The 23,062-nt window shown below is 73.8% G+C and carries 19 protein-coding genes; 12 read left to right on the top strand and 7 right to left on the bottom strand.

Annotation, left to right across the window (positions count from 1 at the left end; all coding sequences use genetic code 11):
* Positions 1–256: 256 nt before the first annotated feature.
* The gene (locus tag ACWCP2_RS33525; RefSeq protein WP_450912337.1) at positions 257–682 is read left to right on the top strand and encodes a CBS domain-containing protein; all 426 of its coding nucleotides are present in this window, start codon (positions 257–259) and stop codon (positions 680–682) included.
* Here ACWCP2_RS33525 and ACWCP2_RS33520 read toward each other — a convergent pair.
* Together ACWCP2_RS33520 and ACWCP2_RS33515 are read right to left on the bottom strand one after the other, a co-directional pair.
* Positions 661–1,554 carry an alpha/beta fold hydrolase gene (locus ACWCP2_RS33520; protein ID WP_450912336.1) on the bottom strand — a complete coding sequence of 298 codons (894 nt, stop codon included), beginning with the start codon at positions 1,552–1,554 and terminating at the stop codon, positions 661–663. The genes ACWCP2_RS33525 and ACWCP2_RS33520 overlap by 22 nt on opposite strands.
* Entirely contained in the window at positions 1,551–2,366 is an 816-nt protein-coding gene (locus ACWCP2_RS33515; RefSeq protein ID WP_450912335.1) for a DUF998 domain-containing protein, read from the bottom strand. Before ACWCP2_RS33515 ends, ACWCP2_RS33520 begins: the two co-directional genes overlap by 4 nt.
* A gap of 72 nt (positions 2,367–2,438) precedes the next feature.
* Here ACWCP2_RS33515 and ACWCP2_RS33510 point away from each other — a divergent pair, with 72 nt between their 5' ends.
* The 4 genes from ACWCP2_RS33510 (at position 2,439) to ACWCP2_RS33495 (ending at position 8,101) form a co-directional block, all read left to right on the top strand.
* On the top strand, positions 2,439–2,996 hold the full coding sequence (locus tag ACWCP2_RS33510) for a hypothetical protein (protein WP_450912334.1): 558 nt from the start codon (positions 2,439–2,441) through the stop codon (positions 2,994–2,996).
* A gap of 90 nt (positions 2,997–3,086) precedes the next feature.
* The gene (locus ACWCP2_RS33505) at positions 3,087–4,775 is read left to right on the top strand and encodes a multicopper oxidase family protein (protein ID WP_450912333.1); all 1,689 of its coding nucleotides are present in this window, start codon (positions 3,087–3,089) and stop codon (positions 4,773–4,775) included.
* A gap of 174 nt (positions 4,776–4,949) precedes the next feature.
* A complete protein-coding gene (locus tag ACWCP2_RS33500; RefSeq protein ID WP_450912332.1) occupies positions 4,950–6,260 on the top strand; it encodes a DUF4352 domain-containing protein in 1,311 nt (436 codons plus the stop codon).
* Between the two features lie 86 nt (positions 6,261–6,346).
* A complete protein-coding gene (locus ACWCP2_RS33495) occupies positions 6,347–8,101 on the top strand; it encodes an NAD+ synthase (RefSeq protein WP_450912331.1) in 1,755 nt (584 codons plus the stop codon).
* An 81-nt stretch (positions 8,102–8,182) separates the two neighbouring features.
* Here the strand turns inward: ACWCP2_RS33495 and ACWCP2_RS33490 are convergent, their stop codons facing one another.
* Complete coding sequence (locus tag ACWCP2_RS33490; protein ID WP_450912330.1) at positions 8,183–9,211, bottom strand: endonuclease/exonuclease/phosphatase family protein; 1,029 nt, start codon at positions 9,209–9,211, stop codon at positions 8,183–8,185.
* A 297-nt stretch (positions 9,212–9,508) separates the two neighbouring features.
* On the opposite strand from ACWCP2_RS33490, the gene panB reads away from it, so the two are divergent.
* The 3 genes from panB to ACWCP2_RS33475 all read left to right on the top strand — a co-directional run bounded on the left by panB (position 9,509) and on the right by ACWCP2_RS33475 (position 12,361).
* A complete protein-coding gene (gene panB, locus ACWCP2_RS33485) occupies positions 9,509–10,369 on the top strand; it encodes a 3-methyl-2-oxobutanoate hydroxymethyltransferase (RefSeq protein ID WP_450912329.1) in 861 nt (286 codons plus the stop codon).
* A gap of 100 nt (positions 10,370–10,469) precedes the next feature.
* Complete coding sequence (locus tag ACWCP2_RS33480; protein ID WP_450912328.1) at positions 10,470–11,513, top strand: ATP-binding cassette domain-containing protein; 1,044 nt, start codon at positions 10,470–10,472, stop codon at positions 11,511–11,513.
* Positions 11,510–12,361 (top strand): ABC transporter permease, encoded by an 852-nt coding sequence (locus ACWCP2_RS33475; RefSeq protein ID WP_389434117.1) that lies wholly within the window; start codon positions 11,510–11,512, stop codon positions 12,359–12,361. Before ACWCP2_RS33480 ends, ACWCP2_RS33475 begins: the two co-directional genes overlap by 4 nt.
* Positions 12,362–12,420: 59 nt before the next feature.
* On the opposite strand, the gene ACWCP2_RS33470 is transcribed toward ACWCP2_RS33475, so the two are convergent.
* Positions 12,421–16,776, bottom strand: a complete 4,356-nt coding sequence (locus ACWCP2_RS33470) for a BTAD domain-containing putative transcriptional regulator (protein WP_450912338.1) — start codon at positions 16,774–16,776, stop codon at positions 12,421–12,423.
* 72 nt (positions 16,777–16,848) lie between these two features.
* Here ACWCP2_RS33470 and ACWCP2_RS33465 point away from each other — a divergent pair, with 72 nt between their 5' ends.
* Positions 16,849–17,673 (top strand): site-2 protease family protein, encoded by an 825-nt coding sequence (locus tag ACWCP2_RS33465; protein WP_450912327.1) that lies wholly within the window; start codon positions 16,849–16,851, stop codon positions 17,671–17,673.
* Between the two features lie 83 nt (positions 17,674–17,756).
* On the opposite strand, the gene ACWCP2_RS33460 is transcribed toward ACWCP2_RS33465, so the two are convergent.
* Positions 17,757–17,951 carry a hypothetical protein gene (locus ACWCP2_RS33460; protein ID WP_450912326.1) on the bottom strand — a complete coding sequence of 65 codons (195 nt, stop codon included), beginning with the start codon at positions 17,949–17,951 and terminating at the stop codon, positions 17,757–17,759.
* Positions 17,952–18,126: 175 nt separating this feature from the next.
* Between ACWCP2_RS33460 and ACWCP2_RS33455 the strand changes: the two genes are divergently transcribed.
* Positions 18,127–20,226, top strand: coding sequence for a TerD family protein (locus ACWCP2_RS33455; protein WP_450912325.1), 2,100 nt, complete (start codon positions 18,127–18,129; stop codon positions 20,224–20,226).
* 61 nt (positions 20,227–20,287) lie between these two features.
* Here ACWCP2_RS33455 and npdG read toward each other — a convergent pair whose 3' ends face one another.
* Positions 20,288–21,013, bottom strand: coding sequence for an NADPH-dependent F420 reductase (gene npdG / locus ACWCP2_RS33450; RefSeq protein ID WP_450912324.1), 726 nt, complete (start codon positions 21,011–21,013; stop codon positions 20,288–20,290).
* Positions 21,014–21,165: 152 nt separating this feature from the next.
* Here npdG and ACWCP2_RS33445 point away from each other — a divergent pair, with 152 nt between their 5' ends.
* On the top strand, positions 21,166–21,771 hold the full coding sequence (locus tag ACWCP2_RS33445; protein ID WP_450912323.1) for a hypothetical protein: 606 nt from the start codon (positions 21,166–21,168) through the stop codon (positions 21,769–21,771).
* Here ACWCP2_RS33445 and ACWCP2_RS33440 read toward each other — a convergent pair whose 3' ends face one another.
* Positions 21,772–22,023, bottom strand: a complete 252-nt coding sequence (locus tag ACWCP2_RS33440; RefSeq protein ID WP_450912322.1) for a hypothetical protein — start codon at positions 22,021–22,023, stop codon at positions 21,772–21,774.
* A 59-nt stretch (positions 22,024–22,082) separates the two neighbouring features.
* Here ACWCP2_RS33440 and map point away from each other — a divergent pair, with 59 nt between their 5' ends.
* Positions 22,083–22,940: a type I methionyl aminopeptidase gene (gene map, locus ACWCP2_RS33435; RefSeq protein ID WP_450912321.1), complete on the top strand. Its 858-nt coding sequence runs from the start codon at positions 22,083–22,085 to the stop codon at positions 22,938–22,940.
* Positions 22,941–23,062 lie beyond the last annotated feature (122 nt).

Below are 23,062 nucleotides of genomic sequence, written 5' to 3'. Positions count from 1 at the left end.
GGGCGCAGCCCCACGGGGTCCGGGGCGCAGCCCCACGGGGTCCGGGGCGCAGCCCCGGGGAACGGTGGAAGGGCGGGTAGGGGACAGCCCCGCAGGGCCCCGCACCACCGAGCCGCATCCGCCCCCGCGGGGTCACCCGTACGGCCCACCGTCACCCGTCTGGAGTCGCGGGGGCCGAACGGGCGAATGACGATGAGGACGCCGAGGCGGGCGCACCCGCGCCCGGCCGCTACGGCGTGCTCAGGAGGTTTACGCGATGACCACCGCCGGAGAGATCATGCACCCCGGGGCCCAGTGGATCCCCGCCACCGAGACCCTGGACCGGGCCGCTCAGCTGATGAGCCGCCTCAATGTGGGTGCGCTGCCCATCAGCGACTCCAGTGAACGCCTCTGCGGCATCCTGACCGACCGCGACATCGTCATCGGCTGTGTGGCCAAGGGCCACGACCCGTCGAAGATCACGGCCGGCGACATGGCCCAGGGCACCCCGCGCTGGATCGACGCGGGCGCGGACGTCTCCGAGGTGCTGGAGGAGATGCAGAGCCACCAGATCCGCCGGCTCCCGGTCATCGACAACAAGCGGCTGGTCGGGATGATCAGCGAGGCCGACCTGGCCAGGCACCTGTCGGAGGAGCAGATAGCCGGCTGGGCCGAGAAGGTCTACGCCCGCGGCTCCGCCTGACCGGACCGCGGTCGCACCGCGTACAGGACCGCCCGCGCCACATGGTGCGGGCGGTCCAGCATGACCAGGTGCCCGGCCGGTTCCGCGACCTCGAAGCGGGCGCCCAGCGCGTCGGCCAGCGCCGCCTGGCGGACCGGCCAGCCCAGGTCCGGGCGGCGCGCGCCGGAGTCGTGGCCGGCCAGCACGGTGGCGGGCGCGGTCAGCGGCAGCTCCGCGCGCAGCGCCAGCACCTCGGCGGCCGTGTCGGGGTAGCTGGAGTTCTCCAGCAGGGCCCCGCGCCAGACCCGCCCGGTCCGGTAGCAGCGGCGTACGAGGTCCCGCGGGGCCGGGTCCGCGCCGGCCCCGCGGGAGGCCCGTACGGCGGTCCTCCGGGCCCAGGGCCCCAGCGCGGCCGGCAGCCCGGCGGCGGTCACCGCCCGGCCGAGCACCCGGGCGGCGCCGGTCCGCACCCCCGCCGGCAGGACCGTACGGGGCCGCTCCTCCACGCTGCTGTCGACCAGCACCAGGGCGGCGGTGCGCTCCGGGTACAGCCGGGCGAAGGCTTCGGCGTGGAACCCGGCGATCGAGTGCCCGGCCACGGTGACCGGCTCGGCGCCCAGACCCAGCGCGTCCAGCAGCCCGGCGATCCGGTGCGCCTCCCCGGCCGCGCCCGGCGGCCTCACGGCGGGGCCGCTCAGCCCGTGGCCGGGCCGGTCGAAGCGGACGACGGTACGGCCGGCGGCGACGAGCAGCTCCGCCACGGGGTCCCAGTCGAACCAGGCCATGGCGAGCCCCACGCTGAGGACGACCGGCGGTCCGGAGCCCTCCACGAGGACGTGCAGCGGTACTCCGTCCGCGGCGGGGCCGGCGGGGAGCCGTACGAACCCCCTCACGTCCGGCGTTCCCGGTGGACGGAGTACGCGAGCAGGCCCAGCCAGACGGCCACGAACAGCACCTGGAGCCGCTGCCCGGCGCCGAGCGCCCAGGTGCCGTGCCCGGCGGTGAACAGGGCGATGGAGACCAGGGTCCAGACGGTGGCGAGCAGTTCGAGGACGACGAGCACGGGCCCGAACCGCGCGAGCGGGGCGAGCAGGCCGTAGCGGCGGGCGGCCAGCGTGAGGGCCACGATGCCGACGAGCGCCCCCGTCATGGCGAGACTGCTGCTGACGGCGTGCGCCTGATGGGTGGCGGGGACCAGCCCGGCGGTCTCCCGCGCCGCGCATTCGGGGTCCACGGTGGGCGTGCAGCTCAGCGGCAGCCAGGCGTCGGCGGCGGTGGCCGCGCCGAACAGGGTGACCCCGGACCAGCCGGCGACGGTCCACGGGCGGCGGGGTTCGAGGCGTCTCGCGAGGCGGAGCAGGGCCAGGAGGCCGCCGAGGAGGACGAGGAGGCCGGCGGTGAAGTCGGTGGCCCGGAACAGGCCGCCGAGCGGCTGGTCCTGGGCCGCGAGCTCGCTGACGTACGTCTCGATGGGGTTGAGGCCCGTGGAGAGGACGACCTCGAGCACCCACGCGGTGTAGGCGGTGGCGCCGAGCCCGATGAGGAGGGCCACGGAGCGGGCACCGGACCGGGACGTGAAGGAGGGGCCCGTCGTGGCGGAGGAGCTGTTCACGGACCTCCAGGACCTCCGGGACTTCACGGGCTTCAGGTGCTTGAGCGGGCTCTGCGCGTTCAGCGGCTTCGCCGGCGGGTCTTTTGTGGACATAGTGTGACTAATCCTAAGCACGGCTGGACCCGATCCTTCGATGGGATACCCACCCCGGGTAGGGTTTCGCCCATGACCCGCCCCGCCCCCCGCACTCGGCGACCAGCAGTCCGGTGGACCCGGCTGCTGCTGTTCGCCGCACTGCTGCTGGGCATCGCGGGCATGCACACGCTGGGCCATCCGACGCGGGCCCACGCCATGGAGGACGTGCCGTCGGTCCGTTTCGTTCCCCAGGGCGGCCCTACGCCGTCCGGGTCGGCCCACGGCGGCCGACCGGGCACGATGCCGGACGTGGCGCCGGACATGACGGCCTCGACGGCCGCCGGGTCGCACGCGGCGGGCCGGACCACCTCCTCCGCGCTCACCACGGCGCTCACCACCGCGGCCACCGCGGCCACCGCGGCCACCGCCATCGGGACCCCGGCCCCGCGGCACACCGGCATGGACCCCATGTCCGTGTGTCTCGCCGTACTCGGCGCCCTCACCCTGCTGGTCCTCGGAGCCGGACTGGCCGGCCCGCGCCGTGCCGCGCCGCTCGGGGGTGCGGCACGCGCGCCGGGCCGGCCGGGCGGCCCCGACCCGCCACCACCCCGCGAACTCCTCACCCGCCTCACGGTGCTGCGCGTATAGGCCGGGCTCCGTCGTCGCCCCCGCATGCCTCCGGGGCGGCGGCAGACGGTGCCCACCTGCCTGCCTCACACCATCACGAGGTGTTCCGCCATGCGCTCTTCCTCCCTCCCCTCCCCGTCTCCCTCCCCGTCTCCTTCATCCTCGCCCTCCCGCCGCACCCTCCTCGGTGCCGGTGCCGCCCTCGCCGGCTCCGGGCTGCTCACCGCCTGTTCGGGCTCCGGCATGGCCGGCATGGACCACGGCTCCGGTTCCACCGGCAAGGGGCCCTCCTCCCCCGCCCCCGGCGGCTACGTGGACCCGGCCGGCGCCGAGGTGCAGGCCGCCGAGGCCGCCCGCAAGGCCACCGGCCCGCTCACCGAGGTCCGGCTGACGGCCACCGCCACCCCGCTCGACCTCGGCGCGGGCCGCAGCGTCCGCTCGTGGGCGTACGGGGACCGGCTCCCGGGCCAGGAGGTACGGGCCACCGCGGGCGGCACCCTCGCCCTGACCCTGGCCAACCACCTCCCCGAAGCCACCTCCCTGCACTGGCACGGCCTGGCGCTGCGCAACGACATGGACGGGGTACCGGGGCTGACTCAGCGGGACGTCGCCCCGGGCGGCTCGTTCACGTACAAGTTCGCCCTCGCGCACCCCGGGACGTACTGGTTCCACCCGCACTCCGGGGTCCAGCAGGACCGCGGGCTGTACGCGCCGCTGATCGTCGAGGACCCCAAGGAGCCCCTCTCCTACGACAAGGAGTGGGTGGTCGTACTCGACGACTGGCTCGACGGGGTCGACGGCTCCACCCCCGACGCCGTGCTCGGCGAACTCCGCAAGGGCATGGACCCGAGCTCGGGCGGCGGCGGCCACTCCGGTCACGGCTCCGGCTCCGGCTCCGGCTCCGGCTCCGGCTCCGGCTCCCACGCCATGGGCACGCCCGCGCCCGCCGCGAGCGGCGGCCCGTCCCGGGTCCTCATGGGCGGAGTCAGCGAGGTCCTCGGCAAGGACCCGGGCGATGTCGCGTACCCGCACTACCTCGTCAACGGCCGCACCCCCGAGGACCCCTCGGTCTTCACCGCCCGCCCCGGCGACCGGATCCGGCTCCGGATCATCAACGCGGGCGGGGACACCGCCTTCCGGATCGCCCTGGGCGGCCACGAGTTCACGGTCACCCACACCGACGGCTTCCCCGTCGAGCACGCGGCCGCCCGCTCACTGCTGCTGGGCATGGGCGAACGCTACGACGTCCTGGTGACGGCGGGCGACGGGGTGTTCCCGCTGACCGCCCTCGCCGAGGGCAAGGGTGACGCGGCGTCGGCTCTCGCGGTGCTGCGCACCGGTTCGGGGGCGGCGCCGACCGCCGCGACCCGGCCCGCCGAGCTGTCCGGGCGGCCCCTGACCGCGGACACCCTGAAGGCCGCCGAGCCGGTGGCCCTGGCCGCGCGCGAACCGGACCGCACGGTGCGGATCAAGCTGACCGGCGGGATGGCGAAGTACGACTGGGCCTTCGACGGCAAGCCGTACGCCGCGGACCAGCGGCATCCGGTGAAGGCGGGGGAACGGGTCCGGCTGGAGTTCGACAATTCCACAACGATGTGGCACCCGCTCCACCTGCACGGGCACACCTTCGCCCTCGGCGGCCGCCCGGGCGGGGCCCGCAAGGACACGGCGGTGGTCCTGCCCAACGGGAAGCTGACGGTGGACTTCGACGCCGACAACCCCGGTCTGTGGATGGTGCATTGCCACAACGTCTACCACGCGGAGGCCGGGATGATGACCGTGCTCGGCTACCGCAGCTAGGCCGTCCCTTCCGGATCCCGCCCCGGACCGGGCCGGTGGCGCGCCGTTCCGCGCGCGCCGCCGGCCCGGCCGGGGGGGCCGGAGGGGGCCGAAACTCACGGCGGGGAACTCGGATTCCATGACAGGCTGGTGATCGTCACGCGCCGATTGCGACCCGAAGGACTGCCCGCCCGTATGAGCACCCCGCCGAACCCGCCCAGCACCCCGTCCGGTCCGCCGACGGAGCCCGCGGGCACGCCCGTACCCGAGGCGGCTCCCATACCGGCGCCCACGCAGCCCCTGTCCCTCGAGAAGCCCCCGGCCCTGACGCCCCCTCCGCCCCTCGGTCCGACCCCGCCCCTGACCGGGGCGACGGCGGAGAGCCCGGCCGAACCCGCGGACGCGGCCCCGGCCGACTCCGCCGACACGGCCCCGGCCCAGCCCGCCGACGCGGTCCCGGCAGCCCCCGCCGACGCGGTCCCGGCAGCCCCCGCCCCCGGTGCCTTCGCTCCGGTCACCCCCGCCCCGGCCGCCGCCACCGCTCCTGCGGCGCCCGCGTGGGGAGCCCCGTACGGCGCCCCGGGCGCCCCCGGAGGCCCCGGCGCCCCCGGCAACCCGTGGGCCGCGCCCGCCGACGGCTACGGCGCCGGTTACCCCGGCGGCCCGCACGCGCCCGGCTTCCCGCCGCCCCAGCCCCGGCCCGCCTCGAACGGTCTGGCCGTCGCCGCCCTGCTCCTCGGGCTGTTCGGCATCTTCGTCGGCCTCGTCCCCTTCTTCTTCTGGGCCGGCGCCCTCCTCGCGGTGACCGGCGTCGGCATCGGCATCGCGGCCGTCGTCAAGGCCCGCCGGGGAGCGCCCCGCGCCACGATGGCCACGGTCGGCACGGTGCTCGCCGCCCTCGGCCTCGCCGCTTCCGTCGGCGGCTGGTTCATCACCTCGGCCGTCATCGAGAAGATCGACAAGACCGTCGCCGACAACCGCTCGCGCTACGACTACGACGACGGTTACGACTACGACTACGACTACGAGGACGACGAGCCGGGCTCCACCGGCACCCCGACGGCCCCGGCCCCGGCCCCCAAGACCTCGCCCTCCGACATCCCGGGCCGGACCTCGGCCCTGGCCTGGGGCACGCCCTACACCTACGAGGACGGGGTCCAGGTCACCGTGGTGAGCGCGGTCCCGTACAAGCCGTCCTCGACGGCCTACCCGGACGAGGCCCGGGGCGCCAACGCGGTCAAGGTGAAGGTGAAGATCGTCAACAACTCGAAGGCCGCGCTCGACGTCGGCCTGTCCCTGCCGCACGCCCGCGACGACCAGGGCACGGAGGCCGAGATGGCCTTCGACGGCTCCGTGCCGAAGATGTTCAAGGGCTCGATCCTGGTCGGCGAATCGATGACCGGCACGTTCGCCTTCATCGTTCCCGACGGCAACAAGAGCCTGCACTTCGAGATCGCCCCCGGCGTCGAGTACGACGACGCGATCTGGAGCGGCCCGATCGGCTGAGCCGGCGACTCCTGCCACTCCGGCGGCTCCGGCGACTCCGGCGACTTCCAGGACATCGCGTCAGAAAGACGATTAGACTGGGCCGCGTGCCTCAACTACGCCTCGCTCTGAATCAGATCGACTCGCAGGTCGGCAACATCGCCGCCAACGCCGACTCGGTCGTCCACTGGACCCGGCACTCCGCCGAACAGGGCGCCCACCTGGTGGCGTTTCCGGAAATGGTGCTGACCGGGTACCCCGTCGAGGACCTCGCCCTGCGCGGTTCCTTCGTCGAAGCGTCCCGCCATGCGCTGGTCGGCCTCGCAGGGCGCCTGGCGGCCGAGGGGTTCGGGGACCTCCCGGTCGTCGTCGGCTACCTCGACCGTACGGAGAAGGCCGCGCCCCGGCTCGGCCGCCCGGCCGGCTCCCCGGAGAACGCGGCCGCCGTGCTGTACGGCGGGCGGGTCGTCCTGCGCTTCGCCAAGCACCACCTCCCCAACTACGGGGTCTTCGACGAGTTCCGGTACTTCGTGCCGGGCGGCACCCAGCCGGTGATCCGGGTGCGGGGCGTGGACGTGGCCCTGGCCATCTGCGAGGACCTCTGGCAGGAGGGAGGGCGCGTCCCCGCCACCCGCTCCGCCGGGGCCGGGCTGCTGATCTCGGTGAACGCCTCCCCGTACGAGCGCAACAAGGACGACCTCCGCCTGGAACTGGTGCGCAAGCGCGCCCAGGAGGCCGGCTGCACCCTCGCCTACCTGGCGATGATCGGCGGTCAGGACGAGCTGGTCTTCGACGGGGACTCGATCGTCGTCGATTCCGCGGGCGAGGTCATCGCGCGCGCCCCGCAGTTCTCCGAGGGCTGCGTCCTGGTCGACCTGGACCTGCCGGCCGCCTCGGCCACGCCCGTCGAGGGCACCGTGGACGACGGCCTGCGCATCGACCGCGTGATCCTCTCCGAGGAGCCCGTGGAGCCGTACGAGCCGGTCGTGACGGGCGGTTACGCCGACCGGCTGGACGACGACGAGGAGGTCTACGACGCGCTGGTCGTGGGCCTGCGCGCGTACGTGCGCAAGAACGGCTTCCGGTCGGTCCTGATCGGCCTGTCCGGCGGGATCGACTCCGCGCTCGTCGCGGCGATCGCCTGCGACGCGATCGGCGCGCAGAACGTGCACGGCGTCTCGATGCCGTCCAAGTACTCCTCGGACCACTCCCGGGGCGACGCGGCCGAGCTGGCCTCGCGGACCGGCCTGAACTTCCGGACCGTGTCGATCGAGCCGATGTTCGACGCGTACATGGGCGCGCTGGGCCTGACCGGGCTCGCCGAGGAGAACCTCCAGTCCCGGCTGCGCGGCACCCTGCTGATGGCGCTCTCCAACCAGGAGGGCCACATCGTGCTGGCCCCGGGCAACAAGTCGGAGCTGGCCGTCGGCTACTCCACCCTGTACGGGGACTCGGTGGGCGCGTACGGCCCCATCAAGGACGTGTACAAGTCGGACGTCTTCCGGCTCGCCGAGTACCGCAACCGGGCGGCGGCCGAGCGCGGCGAGACCCCGCCGATCCCGGAGAACTCCATCGTCAAGCCGCCGAGCGCCGAACTGCGCCCGGGGCAGGTGGACACGGACTCGCTGCCGGACTATCCCGTGCTGGACGGGATCCTGTCGCTGTACGTGGACCGGGACCAGGGCCTGGAGGCGATCGTCGCGGCGGGCTACGACCCGGAGCTGGTCGCGAAGACCCTGCGGATGGTGGACACCGCCGAGTACAAGCGCCGGCAGTACCCGCCGGGCACGAAGATCTCCGCGAAGGGCTTCGGCAAGGACCGCCGGCTGCCCATCACGAACGGCTGGCGCGAGCAGGCCTGACCCGCCCGACGCGCCTGTCCCCCACGACGCTGCGCCCGAGGGCACGGCGCCCGGCGGCGCGATGCCCGACGGCGCGGCGCCTTACGGCCCGACGGTGACCCGGGCCGCGATCGGGAGGTGGTCACTGCCCGTGCGGGGCAGGGTCCAGGAGGCTTCGGGGGTGACCCCGCGGACCAGGATCTGGTCGATGCGGGCCATCGGGAACTGCGCGGGCCAGCTGAAGCCGAAGCCGTCGCCGGACGCGCCCTGGGTGGAACGCAGCTGCGAGGTGACCTCGGACAGGGCGCGGTCGTTGACCGTTCCGTTGAGGTCGCCGAGCAGGATGACCCGGCTCAGCGGTTCGGCGGCGAGCGCGGCGCCGAGGGCGTCGGCGCTGTTGTCGCGCTGGTTGGCGGTGAAGCCGGCGTTGAGCTTGACGCGGACCGAGGGGAGGTGCGCCACGAAGGCGGCCACCTCGCCGTAGGGGGTCTTCACGGTGGCGCGCATGGCCCGGGTCCAGCCCATCTTGATGTCCACGGGCTTGCTGGAGACCAGCGGGTACTTGCTCCAGAGCCCGACGGTGCCCTCGACCGAGTGGTACTTGTACGTGCTCGCCAGCGCCTTCTCGTAGACAGGGACGGCGCTGCCCTTGAGCTCGGTCAGGGCCAGGACGTCGGCCCCGGACCCGGCGACCGAGGCGGCGGTGCCGGCCGGGTCGGCGTTGTCGGCGTCGACGTTGTGGGTGGCGACCGTGAGGTTGCCGCCGCCTTGCGCCTTGTCGGTGACCAGGCCTCCGAAGAGGTTCGCCCAGACCGCGGCGGTCAGCAGTATCGCGATCAGCGCGGTCGCGGACTTGCGGAAGAGCGCGGCGGCGAACAGCAGCGGGACGGCCAGGCCCAGCCAGGGCAGGAAGGTCTCGGTGAGGCTGCCGAGGTTGCCGATGTCGTTGGGCAGCTCGGCGTGGAAGATCATGACGAGCGAGATCAGTACGGCGAGCGCGGCGAGCACGATCCCGCGCCGCCAGATGCCCGGATCCCGCCGCAGTCCGGCCAGCCGGCGCCGGAGACCCGCTCGGGAGGGCTCGGGCTCCGAGCCGTCGCTCCCCGTCTCCGTCATGTACGCCTGTGCCATGCCACTGCCCTCGCTGCCGTGCTCGCGCTCCGTCCCCGCCTCTTGACCCTAGGCGATGGACGGAGGGTTCCGCGCCGATTGTGTCGACCGTACGTCCGGGAGGACGAACGGCCCTGCGGCCGGGGTTCCGCTTGTCACCAAACGCGCACATTGCCCTGCGGCGATGCCGCCCACGGCGAACCGGACCTCGCGCCGGCCTCGTGCCACTTCCCGCCCGGGCCCCGGGAGTGCCACCATGGTGGTGAGTCCGGGGACGCCGTAAGGGTGCCTCGAGATGAACATCAAGGAGCAGTTGCAATGACGCATGCCGTTTCGCCTGCCCGCGAAGCCTCCTCCCCCACCCTGTACGGAGGCTCGGGCACCCGGCGCATCACCGTCCGCGACCTCACCCTCGCCAAGGAACGCGGCGAGAAGTGGCCCATGCTCACCGCCTACGACGCCATGACGGCGTCCGTGTTCGACGAGGCCGGCATCCCGGTCATGCTCGTCGGCGACTCGATGGGCAACTGTCACCTCGGCTACGAGACCACCGTCCCGGTGACGATGGACGAGATGACCCTGCTGTCGGCGGCCGTCGTACGCGGCACCAGCCGGGCCCTGATCGTCGGCGACCTGCCCTTCGGCTCCTACCAGGAGGGCCCCGTACAGGCCCTGCGCAGCGCCACGCGGCTCGTCAAGGAGGCCGGGGTCGGCGCGGTGAAGCTGGAGGGCGGCGAGCGCTCGCTCGCCCAGACGGAGCTGATCGTGCAGTCGGGCATCCCGGTCATGTCCCACCTGGGCCTGACACCGCAGTCCGTGAACGCCATGGGCTACCGGGTGCAGGGCCGCGGTGACGAGGCCGCGCACCAGCTGCTGCGCGACGCGAAGGCGGCGCAGGACGCGGGCGCCTTCGCGGTGGTCCTGGAGCTGGTCCCGGCCGAGCTGGCCGCCGAGGTCACCCGGTCCCTGCACATTCCGACGGTCGGCATCGGCGCGGGCGCGGAATGCGACGCGCAGGTGCTGGTGTGGACGGACATGATGGGGCTGACCGGCGGGAAGATGCCGAAGTTCGTCAAGCAGTACGCGAACCTGCGCGCGACGATGGGCGACGCGGCGAAGGCCTTCGCCGAGGACGTGGTCGGCGGAACGTTCCCGCAGGAGCAGCACGCCTTCCACTAGGCCACTAGGCATCGGCCGACGGCCGGCCCGCGGACGCGCGGGCCGGCCGTCGGCGGTCTGTAGGTGGCCTGTAGGCGCTTTGTCAGTGGCGTCTGGTCCCATGATGGGCATGACGCGAAACGACAAGAATCCCCTGAACGGCTCGAACGCCGTGGAGGTCCGGGGGCTGGTCAAGCACTACGGCGAGACCAAGGCCCTCGACGGTGTGGACCTCGATGTCCGCGAGGGAACCGTGCTCGGGGTCCTCGGCCCCAACGGCGCGGGCAAGACCACCCTGGTCCGCATCCTCTCCACCCTGATCACCCCCGACGCCGGCACCGCCCGGGTCGCCGGCTTCGACGTGGTCCGCCAGCCGCGGCAGCTGCGCCGGACCATAGGCCTGACCGGCCAGTACGCCTCGGTCGACGAGAAGCTCTCCGGCTGGGAGAACCTCTACATGATCGGCCGGCTGCTGGACCTGTCCCGCAAGGACTCCCGGAGCCGCGCCGACGAGCTGCTGGAGCGCTTCTCCCTCACGGACGCCGCCAAGAAGGCCGTGATGACCTACTCCGGCGGCATGCGGCGCCGGCTGGACCTGGCCGCCTCGATGATCGGCAGCCCGGCCGTGCTGTACCTGGACGAGCCGACCACCGGTCTGGACCCCCGTACCCGCAACGAGGTGTGGGACGAGGTGCAGCGGATGGTCGCCGAGGGGGCCACCGTCCTGCTCACCACCCAGTACATGGAGGAGGCCGAGCAGCTCGCGAACGAGCTGACGGTCATCGACAAGGGCAAGGTCATCGCCAACGGCAAGGTCGACGAGCTGAAGGCCCGCGTCGGCGGCCGCACCCTGCGCATCCGCCCGACGGACCCGGCCGAACTGCCGGGCATGGCCCGCTCCCTGGCGGAGGCCGGTCTGGACGGGGTCGCCGGCTCCCAGGCCGTCCCGGACGAGGGCGCCCTGCTGGTGCCGATCCTCGCCGACGAGCAGCTCACCGCCGTGGTGGGCCTGCTGGCGGCCCGCGGGTACGGCATCTCCGACATCAGCACCTACCTGCCCAGCCTGGACGAGGTGTTCCTGTCCATCACCGGGCAGAAGCCCGCCGCCGAGGACTCCGCCGAGGACTCCATCCCCCACCAGAAGACCGAGGAGGTCGCGGCATGAGCACCGTAACCACGACGAAGCCCAGCCCCACCGCGGCCGCCCCGGCCGGCGGGCCCGTCCTCGCGGACGAGGGCCGGATCGGCCTGCGGGGCAACCTGCGTCACATCGGCGCCCTGGCCCGGCGCAACGTCCTGCAGATCAAGCAGGACCCGGAGTCGATGTTCGACGTCCTGTTCATGCCGATCATCTTCACGCTGCTGTTCGTGTTCGTCTTCGGCGGCGCGATCGCGGGCAAGGGCAACCAGGGCGACTACGTCAACTACCTCGTCCCGGGCCTGATGGCGATGATGGGCATGAACATCGCCATGGGTGTGGGCACCGGGGTCAACGACGACTTCAAGAAGGGCGTGATGGACCGGTTCCGGTCCATGCCGATCGCCCGCTCCTCGGTGCTCATCGCCAAGATCGTGGTCGAGCTCGGCCGGATGATGGTGGCCATCACCATCCTGCTCGGCATGGGCTTCCTGCTCGGCCTGTCGATCAAGACCTCCGTGCTGGACCTCCTCCTGTCGGTCGGGCTCGCGGCGGTCTTCGGCTCCTCGCTCATGTGGATCTTCATCCTGCTGGGCCTCACCATGAAGACCCCGCAGGCCGTCCAGGGCATGGCGATGCTGGTCCTGATGCCGCTGCAGTTCGGCAGCTCGATCTTCGCCCCGACGACGACGATGCCCGGCTGGCTGCAGAGCTTCACCGACGTCAACCCGCTGTCCAACCTGGCCGACGCGGCCCGTGCCCTGATCAACGGGACCCCGCTCGGCAACTCCGTGTGGATCACGCTGGCCTGGTCGGTCGGCATCACGCTGGTGACCATGCCGCTCGCCGTGCGCAAGTTCCGCCAGAAGACCTGATCCGCGGACGGGTCCGTACCGGATCGCGTCCCGGACGGACCCCGGCGGGGAGAACCGGATCAGATGAGGGCGGTGGCCTCCTCCAGGGTGAGGCCGCCGCCTTCGGCGTACGCCGCCTCGTACGCGGCGCCGCCGAGTTCGGCCCGGGCCAGGCCCTCGGCCCGTTCCAGGTCCGCGCGCTCGGTGGTGACCGGGAAGTGCCGGGGCGGCAGCTGGGCGTGGTAGGCGCCGATCAGCCGCGCGGCCTCGTAGGCCCGCTGCGGGCCGCCGAGTCCGGCGTGGGAGAGGGCCGCGGTGAGCAGGTAGACGGCCGGCAGCTGCGGGGCCATCAGCAGCGCGAGCGGGTCCCGTACGGACTCCATGGCCTGCCGGAGCAGGACCAGGGCGTCCTCGTACGTGCCCTCCTGGTTGTCGAGCCAGGCCATCGTGCCGAGCACGAAACCGTCGAAGACGGCGTACGCGCCCAGGGAGAACTCCTCGCGCAGGGATGCGAGCTGCGCGCGGGCCTCCTCGGTGCGGCCGGTGCGGCCGTACACCCCGGCGAGGAACATCCGGGCGGCGGGCCTGGCCTCGTTGCCGACGTGCTGGATGGTGGGGAGCAGTTCGGTGAGCAACCGTTCCGCCTCCTCCACGTGGCCGTCCTCGACGAGGGTCCCGGCCATCCGCACCTGCAGGACCGTGACCTGGGCCCGCGCGCCGAGCCGCCGGGCGTGCTCGATGGCGGCGCGGAAGTCCTCGGCGGCCCGGCCGTACTCGCCGTGCTTCTCGTGGGCCTCGGCGCGGGCGGACAGCGCCTCGGCGCAGCCCCAGTCGTCACCGAGTTCCCGGAACACGGCCAGGCTCTCCTCGGCGTCGCGGGCCGCGTCGCCGGCCCAGTCGGCGCGGTTGGCCAGCACGTTGGCGCGCAGCTGGAGCGCGGAGGCGAGCTCCCAGCGGTAGCCGAGCCCGCGGGCGGTCTCGACGGTCTGCTCGATGGCCTCGCGCAGCAGGACGGGGTCCCCCGAGATCATCACGGCGTAGATCCACAGGACCCCGGGGGCCACGCAGGTCTGCGGGAGGCCCGGGCGGTAGGCGGCGAGCATCCCGTCGACCTGGGTGCGGATCTCCGGGCTGGACCAGCTGGCGTCGGTCTGGTCCTGGGCGGCCAGGCACATGATCCGGATGCCGCGCCAGGCCTCGGTGAGCAGTTCGCCCTCGTAGGGCGGGGGCGTGTCGACGACCCGCCCGTAGACGGGCTCGGCGGGCACGACGGGCTCGGCGAAGGGGTCGGGGCCCAGGGCAGCGGCGGCCGCGGACCAGTGGCGGAGCTCGGTGCGCAGGTCGTGCATCTGCCAGTACCAGACCAGGGAGTGCAGCAGGCAGAGCACTTCGCCGGCGTCCTGGACGGCGACGGCCCGGCGCAGGGCCGTACGGAGGTTCTCGTACTCGGTGACGATGCGGTCGGCGGCCGCGCGCTGGCCGTGACCGCGGAGCAGCGGCTCGGTGGTGCGGGCGAGTTCGCGGTAGTGGGTGAGGTGGCGCCGTTCGGTGGCGTCGCGGTCGCCGCCGGCCTCGGTGAGCCGCTCGGAGGCGTACTCCGCGACGGTCTCCAGGAGGCGGTAGCGCATGCCGGCGGCGTCGGGGGCGGCGACGACGAGGGACTTGTCGACGAGGGAGCCGAGGAGGTCGGCGGCGTCGAGCCCCTCGGCGGCGTCGGTGCAGACGGCTTCGGCGGCGTCGAGGTCGCAGCCGCCGGCGAAGACCGACAGCCGGCGCAGGACGGCCCGTTCGGGCTCGTCGAGGAGGTCCCAGGACCAGTCGACCACCGCGCGCAGGGTCTGCTGGCGGGGCAGGTGGGTGCGCGAGCCGCCGGTCAGCAGCCGGAACCGGTCGTCCAGCCGGTCGGCGATCTGGCGGGGGGTGAGCAGCCGCAGCCGGGCGGCGGCCAGCTCGATGGCGAGCGGCATCCCGTCGAGCCGGCGGCAGATCTCCACGGCGGCGGCCGGGTCCTGGTCCACGGTGAACCCGGCCCGGGCGGCGGCGCCGCGGTCGTCGAGCAGCCGGAGCGCGACGGGGTCGGGCAGCGGGTCGACGGGGCGCAGGGTCTCCCCGGACACGCCGAGCGGCTCGCGGCTGGTGGCCAGGATCTGTACGCCGGGGCAGCGCGCGAGGACCTCCTCGGCGAGGCGGGCGGCGGCGTCGACGACGTGCTCGCAGTTGTCGAGGATCAGCAGCATCCGGCGCCGCGCGCAATGTTCCGCGAGGCGGTCGAGGGGGCTGTCCGCGCGCTCGGTCAGCACCCGCATCTCCTCGGCGGAGCCGCCGCGCAGCTTGGTCTCCCGGGCACCGAGCGCGGAGAGCACGGCCTCGGGCACGTCTTCCGGATCGTCCACGGGAGCCAGCTCCACGAACCACACCCCGTCGGCCCAGGCCGGGCGGTTGCCGTTGCCGCCGGTGGCGGGACGGGCGGCGGCGGGGGCAGGGCTGCCGCCCGCGGCGAGGCCGGGCCCGGCGGGAGCCGTGGCCCCGGCGCGGGTGCCGGCGGCGGGGCGGGGCCCACCGGTGCCGTAGCCGCCGGGACCGCCGTACCCGCCGTACCCGCCGGATCCGTCGGCCCCGCCGGGTACGAGGCCGGGGTCACCGGGGTCGGTGCCCGGGCCGCCCGGAACGGGCGCCCCGGTGCCGGTGCCGGTGCCGGTGCCGTCCGCAGCGAAGTCGACGGACGGCTGCTCCGGGGCGGCGGGGAGTCCGTCCGGCGTGCCGCGGCCCGCCCGTGCGTGTGCCTCGGCGGCCTCCTGCGACAGCCGGGTCTTGCCGGCGCCGCCGGGTCCGAGCAGGGTGACGAGCCGGGACCGGGCGAGGTCGTCGCCGATGACCCGGATGTCCTCCTCCCGCCCGACGAAGGTGGTCAGCCGCATCCGCAGATTGCCCGCACCGGCACCGGCACCGGACGGCACGCGCCCGGCCCCGGACCCGTACGGGGAGCCGGTGCTCCCCGGCCCGGCGGCGCGGCCGGAGTCCGATCCGGCGGGCCCGGCCGCGTAGCCGGCACCCGAACCGTCAGGCCCGGCCGTGTGGCCGTCCGCCGGGTCGGTACGGGGCGTGCGGTCCCCCGGCCGGTCAGCCCAGGCACTGTCGCCGGAGTCCGCCCGGTCAGGGCCGGACGGGACCCCAGCGGTGGCCGCGGGCTGCGCGGCACGGGGCATCCCGTCCCCGGACGGTGCCGGGCGGAACCGGTCCGGCTCGGCCGGAACGGTGAACCCGGAGCCCGGCCCGGAGAAGGCAGCGGGGGCGGAGGCGTCGACCCCGCCCTGGGCCTCCCGGCCGGCGGGCAGGCCGGCGGCGGCATCGGGGCCACCGGGGCCGGCCTGGCCGGACGGGGTGGGTCGTCCGGGCCGGTCGGGCTCGGCCGGAACGGTGAACCCGGAGCCGGGCTCGGAGCCCGGCCCGGAGCCGGGCCCGGAGGAGGCGGGGCCGGAGGAGGCAGCCGGGGCGGAGGCCTCCGGGGCGGCTCCGGCGGAAGCGTCGGCCCCGGCCTGGGCCTCACGGCCGGTGGGCAGGTCGGCGGCGGCATCGGGGCCGGGCTGGCCGGACGGGGTGGGTCGTTCGGGCCATCCGGGCGGGCCGGCAGCCGACTCGGAGTCGTGCCCGGGCCCAGCGCCCGCGGGGGCGGCGTCACCGGGGCCCGTCGGCGGGGCTGTCCGGGGCGGTCCGGGCCGCGTCGCGCGGGGTGTGGGGGGAACCGGGGTCAGCAGGGCCGCGTGGAGCATGCGCAGGGCGGGGCCCGGGGTGGTGCCCAGGCGGGTGGCCAGGTCCCGGCGGACCCCGTCGTAAGCGGCCAGCGCCTCCGCCGGGCGCCCCGCGTCGCGCAGCGCGCGGATGCGCAGCGCCTGCAGGGGTTCGTCCAGCGGCAGCTCCGCGCACAGCGCGGTCAGCTCCGGCAGGACCCGCTCGGCCTCCCCCAGCGCCAGCGCCGCGTGCAGGCGGCCCCGGCGCGCGTCCAGCCGTAGCGCCTCCCAGCGGGCGGCCTCCGGCCCGGAACCCGGCAGGGAGCTCAGCGGTTCGCCCCGCCACAGGGCGAGCGCCTCGTCGTAGAGGGTGGCCGCCTCCGCCGGGGCGGCCTGCGCCGCCGCGCGCGCGAGCCGCTCGAAGCGGTACAGGTCGATGTCGTCCCGGGCGGCGACGAGCCAGTAGCCGCCTTCCCCGGACCCCACCGCCTCGCGCCCCAGCACCCTGCGCAGCCGCCCCACCAGCGCCTGGAGCGCCGCGGGCCCGTCCGCGGGCGGGTCGCCGTCCCAGACCTCCTCGATGAGCGAGGCCGCCGGCACCGGCCGGCCCGGCCGCAGCGCGAGCGCGGTCAGGAGCGCGCGCAGCCGCGCCCCGCCGACGGGGACCGTGCTCCCGTCGTCGCGGATGGCCTGGGTGGTGCCGAGCATCGCGTAACGCACCGGCCCATTGTCTCCGGCCCGGGGCCCCCTCGGGCGCCGCCTCCGGGATAGGTTCGGCGTATGGGTCCCCAGGGCAGTCAGAACCGCAGCCACCAGCACACGCACGACCGAGGCGATCGGCGGATCAGCCCCGTCTTCCTCGGCATCTTCGCCGTCATGGCGGTCACCGGGTGGGCCGTGTGGACGGGGTACTCGGCCAGTACCGGGCTGGCCGTCTTCCTCTTCGTCACGGCGGCCTGGATCGTCTCGCTGTGCCTGCACGAGTACGCGCACGCCCGTACCGCCCTGCACAGCGGCGATCTCAGCGTCGGCGCGAAGGGCTACCTGACGCTGAACCCGCTCAAGTACACGCACGCGCTGCTCAGCATCGTCCTGCCCGTCCTCTTCATGATCATGGGCGGCATCGGCCTCCCCGGCGGCGCGGTGTACATCGAGCGCGACCGGATCGAGGGCCGGTGGCGGCACAGCCTCATCTCGGCGGCCGGCCCGCTGACGAACGTCGCCTTCGCGGCGGTCTGCACGGCCCCGTTCTGGCTGAACGCCCTGGACGGTGTCCCGGTCCCGTTCCGCTTCGCGCTCGGCTTCCTGGCCCTGCTCCAGGTGTCGGCGGCGATCCTGAACTTCCTGCCGGTCCCGGGCCTGGACGGCTACGGCATCATCGAGCCCTGGCTCTCCCACCGGGTCCGCCGCGAGGTGGCGCCGCTGGCGCCGTTCGGCCTGCTGGCCGTCTTCGCGCTGCTGTGGATCCCGGAGGTCAACGCGTACTTCTTCGACGCGGTGTACGGCGTGCTGTCCGCACTGGGCGTGAGCGAGCTGGAGGCCTACTGCGGCCGCGACCTGTACCAGTTCTGGCAGGACACCAGCGGCTTCTGCCAGGCGTCCTGACCCCGGCCCCAACCCGCGGCACGGACCAACGGCACGGACCAACGGCACGGACCCGCGGCACGGACCTGACCCGCCGCGCGGACCTAACCCGCGGTACGGGCCTCCGCCGCGGCCTTCTCGATCTTCGCCTTGCGCAGGTAGAACCACGCCATGTTGGAGGTGACGCCCGCCACGAGCACCCACGCGATCCCGAGCAGGTTGCCCTCGACGAAGGAGACCACGGCGGCGCCCACGGCGAGGACGCAGAGAACGACGGCGAACACGGCAAGGCGGGGCATGGTGGAGGCTCCTCGAAGACACTGAAGCGGTTCAAGCCCCTCCAGTGTCCCCCATGCCCCGCCGTGCTCCCGTCCGGTCGATTTCCACCTTCCCGTGATCTTTTCCCCCGCCCGCCGCTACGGTTCGCCCCAGAACGCACCGCGCAGGGGGGTGCGGAAGGACCGGGGGTAGGACATGCAGGAGATCCCGAAGGGCGCGAACGTCAGCCTGACCGCCCTCAGCGAGGACGCCGGGGCGGTCGTCGTGAGTCTGGGCTGGAGCAGCGCATCGGGAGCCGGCGACGCCGACGTCTCGGTGCTGCTGCTGGACGAGAACGGCAAGATCCGCGACGAGAACGACTTCTACTTCTACAACAACCCGGCGGCCGCCGACGGGAGCGTGCAGCTGCTGGGCAAGGTGCCGACCGACAACGGCGACGAGGACCGCATCAGCGTGGACCTGACGGCGGTCCCGGCGGGGGTCGCGCGGATCGTCGTGGCGGCCAGCCGGTACGCCGGCGCACGCTTCGGAGACCTCGACGACCTGCGGATGACGGTCGCGGACCGCGCCGGGGAGCCGCTGGTCGGCTACTCCATCGAGGACGCGGGCGTGGAAACCGCCTTCATCTTCGGCGAGCTGTACCGGCGGGGCGAGGAGTGGAAGTTCCGCGCGGTCGGCCAGGGGTACGAGACCGGGCTCGCGGGTCTGGCCACGGACTTCGGCATCCCGGTGCTGGAGGACTCCGAGGAAGCGGAGGAGACCGGGGCAGCGGAGGAGGCACAGGAGGCACAGGAGGCGCAGGAGGCAGGAGCAGCCGATGGGACGGGAATCGCGGGTGGAGGGGAGCCGGTGGAAGCCGCCGCGGCCCAGCACCCGGCCGCCGTGCCCGCCGGCGAACCGGTCGCCGGGGCCGCCGCCCCCGCCCCCGTCGCCGTACCGGCCCAGACCCGCGGCCGGGGCCCCCGTACGACCAGGAAGAAGGTCACCCTGCCCAAGGTGGCCAAGAAGTCCCTCGCCGAGAACGACTCCTGGAGCCAGGCCCGTCTCTTCCCCGTCCCCTCCCTCAAGAGCGACCGGGAACGGGAGGTGCGCGCCACCTCGGTCCTGCTGTCGGTCATGGCCCAGGTACCGGAGTTCGGCCGCCGCCTCACCGCCGGGTTCGGCGCGCCCGCCGGCCGGATGCAGACCTTCACGGAGGTCTCCCTCCCCCACGGGGACACCCCGCGGCGCCCGGACGGGGTGATCCGGGTGGAGCGCGCGGGCAAGCTGTGGACGGCGCTCGTGGAGACCAAGACGAACGGCAACCCGCTCAAGGCGGAGCAGGTCCAGGCGTACATGGACATCGCCGCGCGCCGCGGGTACGAGGCCGTGATCACCCTCTCCAACGACGTGGCCCTGGAGGGCCGCCCCATGGTGGAGGTGAAGGTCGACGGCCGGCGCAAGCACAAGGTCAGCCTCTGGCACCTGTCCTGGGCCGAGGTCGCCCACCAGGCGCAGCTGCTGATCCGCCACGAGGGCGTGGGCAACGCCGCGCACGCCTGGCTCCTCCAGGAACTCCTGGAGTACCTGCGCCACGAGCAGTCCGGCTGTCACGGGTTCCAGAACATGGGCGCGGCCTGGGTGCCCGTGCGCAAGGGCATCGAGGACGAGACGCTCGGCCGCGGGGACGCCCGCACCGTGGAGGTCGTGGAGAGCTGGGAGCGGCTGATCCGGCAGGTGTGTCTGCGGCTCGGCGGGGAGCTCGGGCAGAAGGCGCTGCCGGTGCAGCGGGCCCGGCGGGGCAGTGATCCGCAGGCCCGGCGGGTCGCGGCGGCGGACCGGCTGTGCGCGGACGGGAAGCTCTCCGCGGAGCTGCGCGTCGACGGGACCAGCAGCGTCATCGCGGTCAGCGCCGACCTCAGGACCTCCAGGGTCCGGACGTCCGTCGACGTGCCGGCGCCGGAGGGCGCGTACCCGCTGGTCATGGTGAAGCGGCTGCTCAGGCTGCTCGACGGGGCTCCGGCGGACCTGCACGTGGAGAGTCTCCTGGAGGCGGGGCCGGGCGCGGGAGCGGGTCCGGGGAGCGGGCCGCGGGGGACGCTGGAGCGGTTGCGGCCCGAGCCGGGCGATCTGCTGCCCGTGGACGGCTCGGCCGTCGTCGGTTTCCGGCTGTCGCTGCTCAAGGGGATGGGGAGCACGCGGGGGAACACGGAGTCCGGGTTCATCCGGAGCGTGGACGACGCCGTGGAGCGCTTCTACCACGGTGTGGTGGCGCAGTTGGGCCCGGTCGAGGGGCGCGGCGGGCGGCGCGGCTGAGCGGGCGGGGCCACCGCCGGCCCGTCCCACGGCGGGACGGGCCGGCGGTGGCCCGGGAAGGTCAGACGTCCGTGATGCGCAGGCCTGCGTGGGCCTTGTAGCGGCGGTTGGTGGAGATGAGGTTGGCCACCAGGGATTCGACCTGGTGGGCGTTGCGCAGGCGGCCGGCGAAGACGCCGCGCATGCCCGGGATGCGGGCGGCCAGGGCCTGGACGATGTCCGTGTCGGCGCGGACCTCGCCGAGGACCATCACGTCGGTGTCGATCTCCTCGATGGACTCGTCCTGGAGGAGCACCGCCGAGAGGTGGTGGAAGGCGGCCGTGACGCGGGAGTCCGGGAGGAGGGCGGCGGCCTGCTGGGCCGCGCTGCCCTCTTCGACCTGGAGGGCGTACGCGCCCTGCTTGTCGAAGCCGAGCGGGTTGACGCAGTCGACCACGAGCTTGCCGGCGAGGTCCTCGCGCAGCGCTTCCAAGGTCTTGGCGTGGCCCTCCCACGGCACCGCGACGATCACGATGTCGCTGCGGCGCGCGCACTCGGCGTTGTCCGCGCCTTCCACCCCGAGGCCGAGCTCGTCGGCGGCGGCCTGGGCGCGGTCGGCGGCGCGGGAGCCGATGATCACCTTCTGGCCGGCGCGGGCGAGCCGGTAGGCGAGGCCCCGGCCCTGGTCGCCGGTGCCGCCGAGGACGCCGACGACGAGGCCGGAGACGTCGGGGAGGTCCCACGGGTCCTTGGCGGGGGCCTTGGCCGGGGCCTGCGCGGGCTGCTGTGTGCTGTCTGTGGAGGTCATGGGGGCGAGGGTAACCGCGAGATCGTCGGAGGCGAACGCACGGACGCTGTGAGATGCCCCGGTGGGTGCGAGGTGCCGGAGTGGGTGGCGGCCGGGGTGGGAGATGGGGGGAACGGCTCCCGTTTGTCCCTTCCATGCGGCAGGATGCCGATATGGACGCCGTGAGAGTCGCGCTGCTGCGCGAGGTGCTCGCCGGTACGGAGTGGCCCGGGGCCGCGCGCCGGTTCGCCGGGACGCTGCGGCGGTCGGTGGTTCCGGCCGGCGGGAACCTGCTGCTGGTCGGGACCGAGCAGTACGAGCCCTGGCACCTGGCGGCGCACCTGGTCGACGAGGCCGCCTGGTCGGGGCTGCCGGAGCTGGCGCCCACGCTCGTACGCCACCAGGTGCTGCCCGGTGACGCCCCGCACCTGTCGGTCGGCCTGACCCGGCTGGAGGCGGCCCGGCGCGGTCACACCCTGCTGATCGTGGCGCCGGAGCAGCCCGGGGACGGGTTGCTGGAGCGGGTGCACGACGCCCGGCGCGCGGGGGCGACCGTACTGTCCCTGGACGGCGGGGACCCGGATCTCGGGACGCTGGCGCACGAGGCGCTGTCCGTACCGGACGGTGCCGCCGAGCTGGACCTGGACACGGTGCAGCACCTGGTCAGCGCGGCGGCCGGGGAGAACAGCCTGCCGGTGCAGCGCGGGCCGCGGCGGTTCCGTGACCGGCTGGCACGGCTGGCCGACCAGCTGGCCGCGCCGCCGCCCAGCCGCTGGTAGCTAGGGGGTCCCGGTGCCGGTCCCGGTGCCCTCTTCCGTTTCGCGCGTCTTGTCGTTCCATTTGGGGTCGTTCTGCCATTCGAGATTGCGCTCCTGCGCGGTCTCCATGGCGTGGTTCGCCTCTTCGGGTGTCGCGTAGGGCCCGAAGCGGTCCTTCGCCGGGCACTCGGGGCCTTCCTCGACCTTCTTGTGGACCAGGCAGTAGTACCACTCGCCGGGTTTGCCCACCTGGCGCTTCTTGAACAGGGCCATCGTCAGGCTCCTCTCTCTGTCGCCATGCTGCCCCATACCCGCTCGATACACTCGCTCGTATGTCTGGCCAGTCGCTGCTCGTACCAGGCGAGCTCACTCCCGTCCGTTCCGTTCCCGGAAACATCCGCCGGCCCGAGTACGTGGGCAAGCCCGCGCCCACTCCGTACACCGGACCGGAGGTGCAGACGCCCGAGACCATCGAGGCCATGCGCATCGCCGGCCGGATCGCCGCCCAGGCGATGGAAGAGGCCGCCAAGCTGATCGCGCCGGGGGTGACCACCGACGAGCTGGACCGGGTCGCCCACGCGTACATGTGCGACCACGGCGCCTACCCCTCGACGCTGGGCTACCGCGGCTTCCCGAAGTCCCTGTGTTCCTCGGTCAACGAGGTGATCTGTCACGGGATCCCCGACTCGACCGTCCTGCGGGACGGCGACATCGTCAATCTCGACGTGACCGCGTACATCGGCGGGGTGCACGGCGACAACAACGCCACGTACCTGTGCGGTGACGTGGACGAGGAGTCGCGGCTCCTCGTGGAGCGCACCCGCGAGTCCCTGAACCGGGCCATCAAGGCCGTGAAGCCGGGCCGGCAGATCAACATCATCGGCCGGGTCATCGAGTCGTACGCGAAGCGCTTCGGCTACGGCGTCGTCCGGGACTTCACCGGGCACGGGATCAACTCCTCGTTCCACTCCGGTCTGATCATCCCGCACTACGACAGCCCGCACGCCACCACCGTCATCGAGCCCGGGATGACCTTCACCATCGAGCCGATGCTGACGCTGGGCACCCACGAGTACGACATGTGGGAGGACGGCTGGACGGTGGTCACGAAGGACCGCAAGCGCACCGCGCAGTTCGAGCACACGCTGGTGGTCACCGACACCGGGGCGGAGATCCTCACGCTGCCCTGATCGGGAGGAAAACACCGCGCGGAGGTTTTTACCGACAAGGCGTCGGGAACATATTGACTTAGGTAAGCCTAAGAAGGAGGATCGGGTGGGGCGGCACGGCCGCCACACCCGCTTCTCCCTTT

The sequence above is a fragment of the Streptomyces sp. NPDC002104 genome (assembly GCF_053593795.1).
This window is presented reverse-complemented; position numbering and strand designations above follow the sequence as displayed.

Bases quoted from the DNA above. Each gene is read 5' to 3' on its own strand.
- ACWCP2_RS33525 (WP_450912337.1), top strand. From the start codon at position 257: ATGACCACCGCCGGAGAGATCATGCACCCCGGGGCCCAGTGGATCCCC.
- ACWCP2_RS33515 (WP_450912335.1), bottom strand. From the start codon at position 2,366: ATGTCCACAAAAGACCCGCCGGCGAAGCCGCTGAACGCGCAGAGCCCG.
- ACWCP2_RS33510 (WP_450912334.1), top strand. From the start codon at position 2,439: ATGACCCGCCCCGCCCCCCGCACTCGGCGACCAGCAGTCCGGTGGACC.
- ACWCP2_RS33505 (WP_450912333.1), top strand. From the start codon at position 3,087: ATGCGCTCTTCCTCCCTCCCCTCCCCGTCTCCCTCCCCGTCTCCTTCA.
- ACWCP2_RS33500 (WP_450912332.1), top strand. From the start codon at position 4,950: ATGAGCACCCCGCCGAACCCGCCCAGCACCCCGTCCGGTCCGCCGACG.
- ACWCP2_RS33490 (WP_450912330.1), bottom strand. From the start codon at position 9,211: ATGGCACAGGCGTACATGACGGAGACGGGGAGCGACGGCTCGGAGCCC.
- panB (WP_450912329.1), top strand. From the start codon at position 9,509: ATGACGCATGCCGTTTCGCCTGCCCGCGAAGCCTCCTCCCCCACCCTG.
- ACWCP2_RS33480 (WP_450912328.1), top strand. From the start codon at position 10,470: ATGATGGGCATGACGCGAAACGACAAGAATCCCCTGAACGGCTCGAAC.
- ACWCP2_RS33475 (WP_389434117.1), top strand. From the start codon at position 11,510: ATGAGCACCGTAACCACGACGAAGCCCAGCCCCACCGCGGCCGCCCCG.
- ACWCP2_RS33470 (WP_450912338.1), bottom strand. From the start codon at position 16,776: ATGCTCGGCACCACCCAGGCCATCCGCGACGACGGGAGCACGGTCCCC.
- ACWCP2_RS33465 (WP_450912327.1), top strand. From the start codon at position 16,849: ATGGGTCCCCAGGGCAGTCAGAACCGCAGCCACCAGCACACGCACGAC.
- ACWCP2_RS33460 (WP_450912326.1), bottom strand. From the start codon at position 17,951: ATGCCCCGCCTTGCCGTGTTCGCCGTCGTTCTCTGCGTCCTCGCCGTG.
- ACWCP2_RS33455 (WP_450912325.1), top strand. From the start codon at position 18,127: ATGCAGGAGATCCCGAAGGGCGCGAACGTCAGCCTGACCGCCCTCAGC.
- npdG (WP_450912324.1), bottom strand. From the start codon at position 21,013: ATGACCTCCACAGACAGCACACAGCAGCCCGCGCAGGCCCCGGCCAAG.
- ACWCP2_RS33445 (WP_450912323.1), top strand. From the start codon at position 21,166: ATGGACGCCGTGAGAGTCGCGCTGCTGCGCGAGGTGCTCGCCGGTACG.
- ACWCP2_RS33440 (WP_450912322.1), bottom strand. From the start codon at position 22,023: ATGGCCCTGTTCAAGAAGCGCCAGGTGGGCAAACCCGGCGAGTGGTAC.
- map (WP_450912321.1), top strand. From the start codon at position 22,083: ATGTCTGGCCAGTCGCTGCTCGTACCAGGCGAGCTCACTCCCGTCCGT.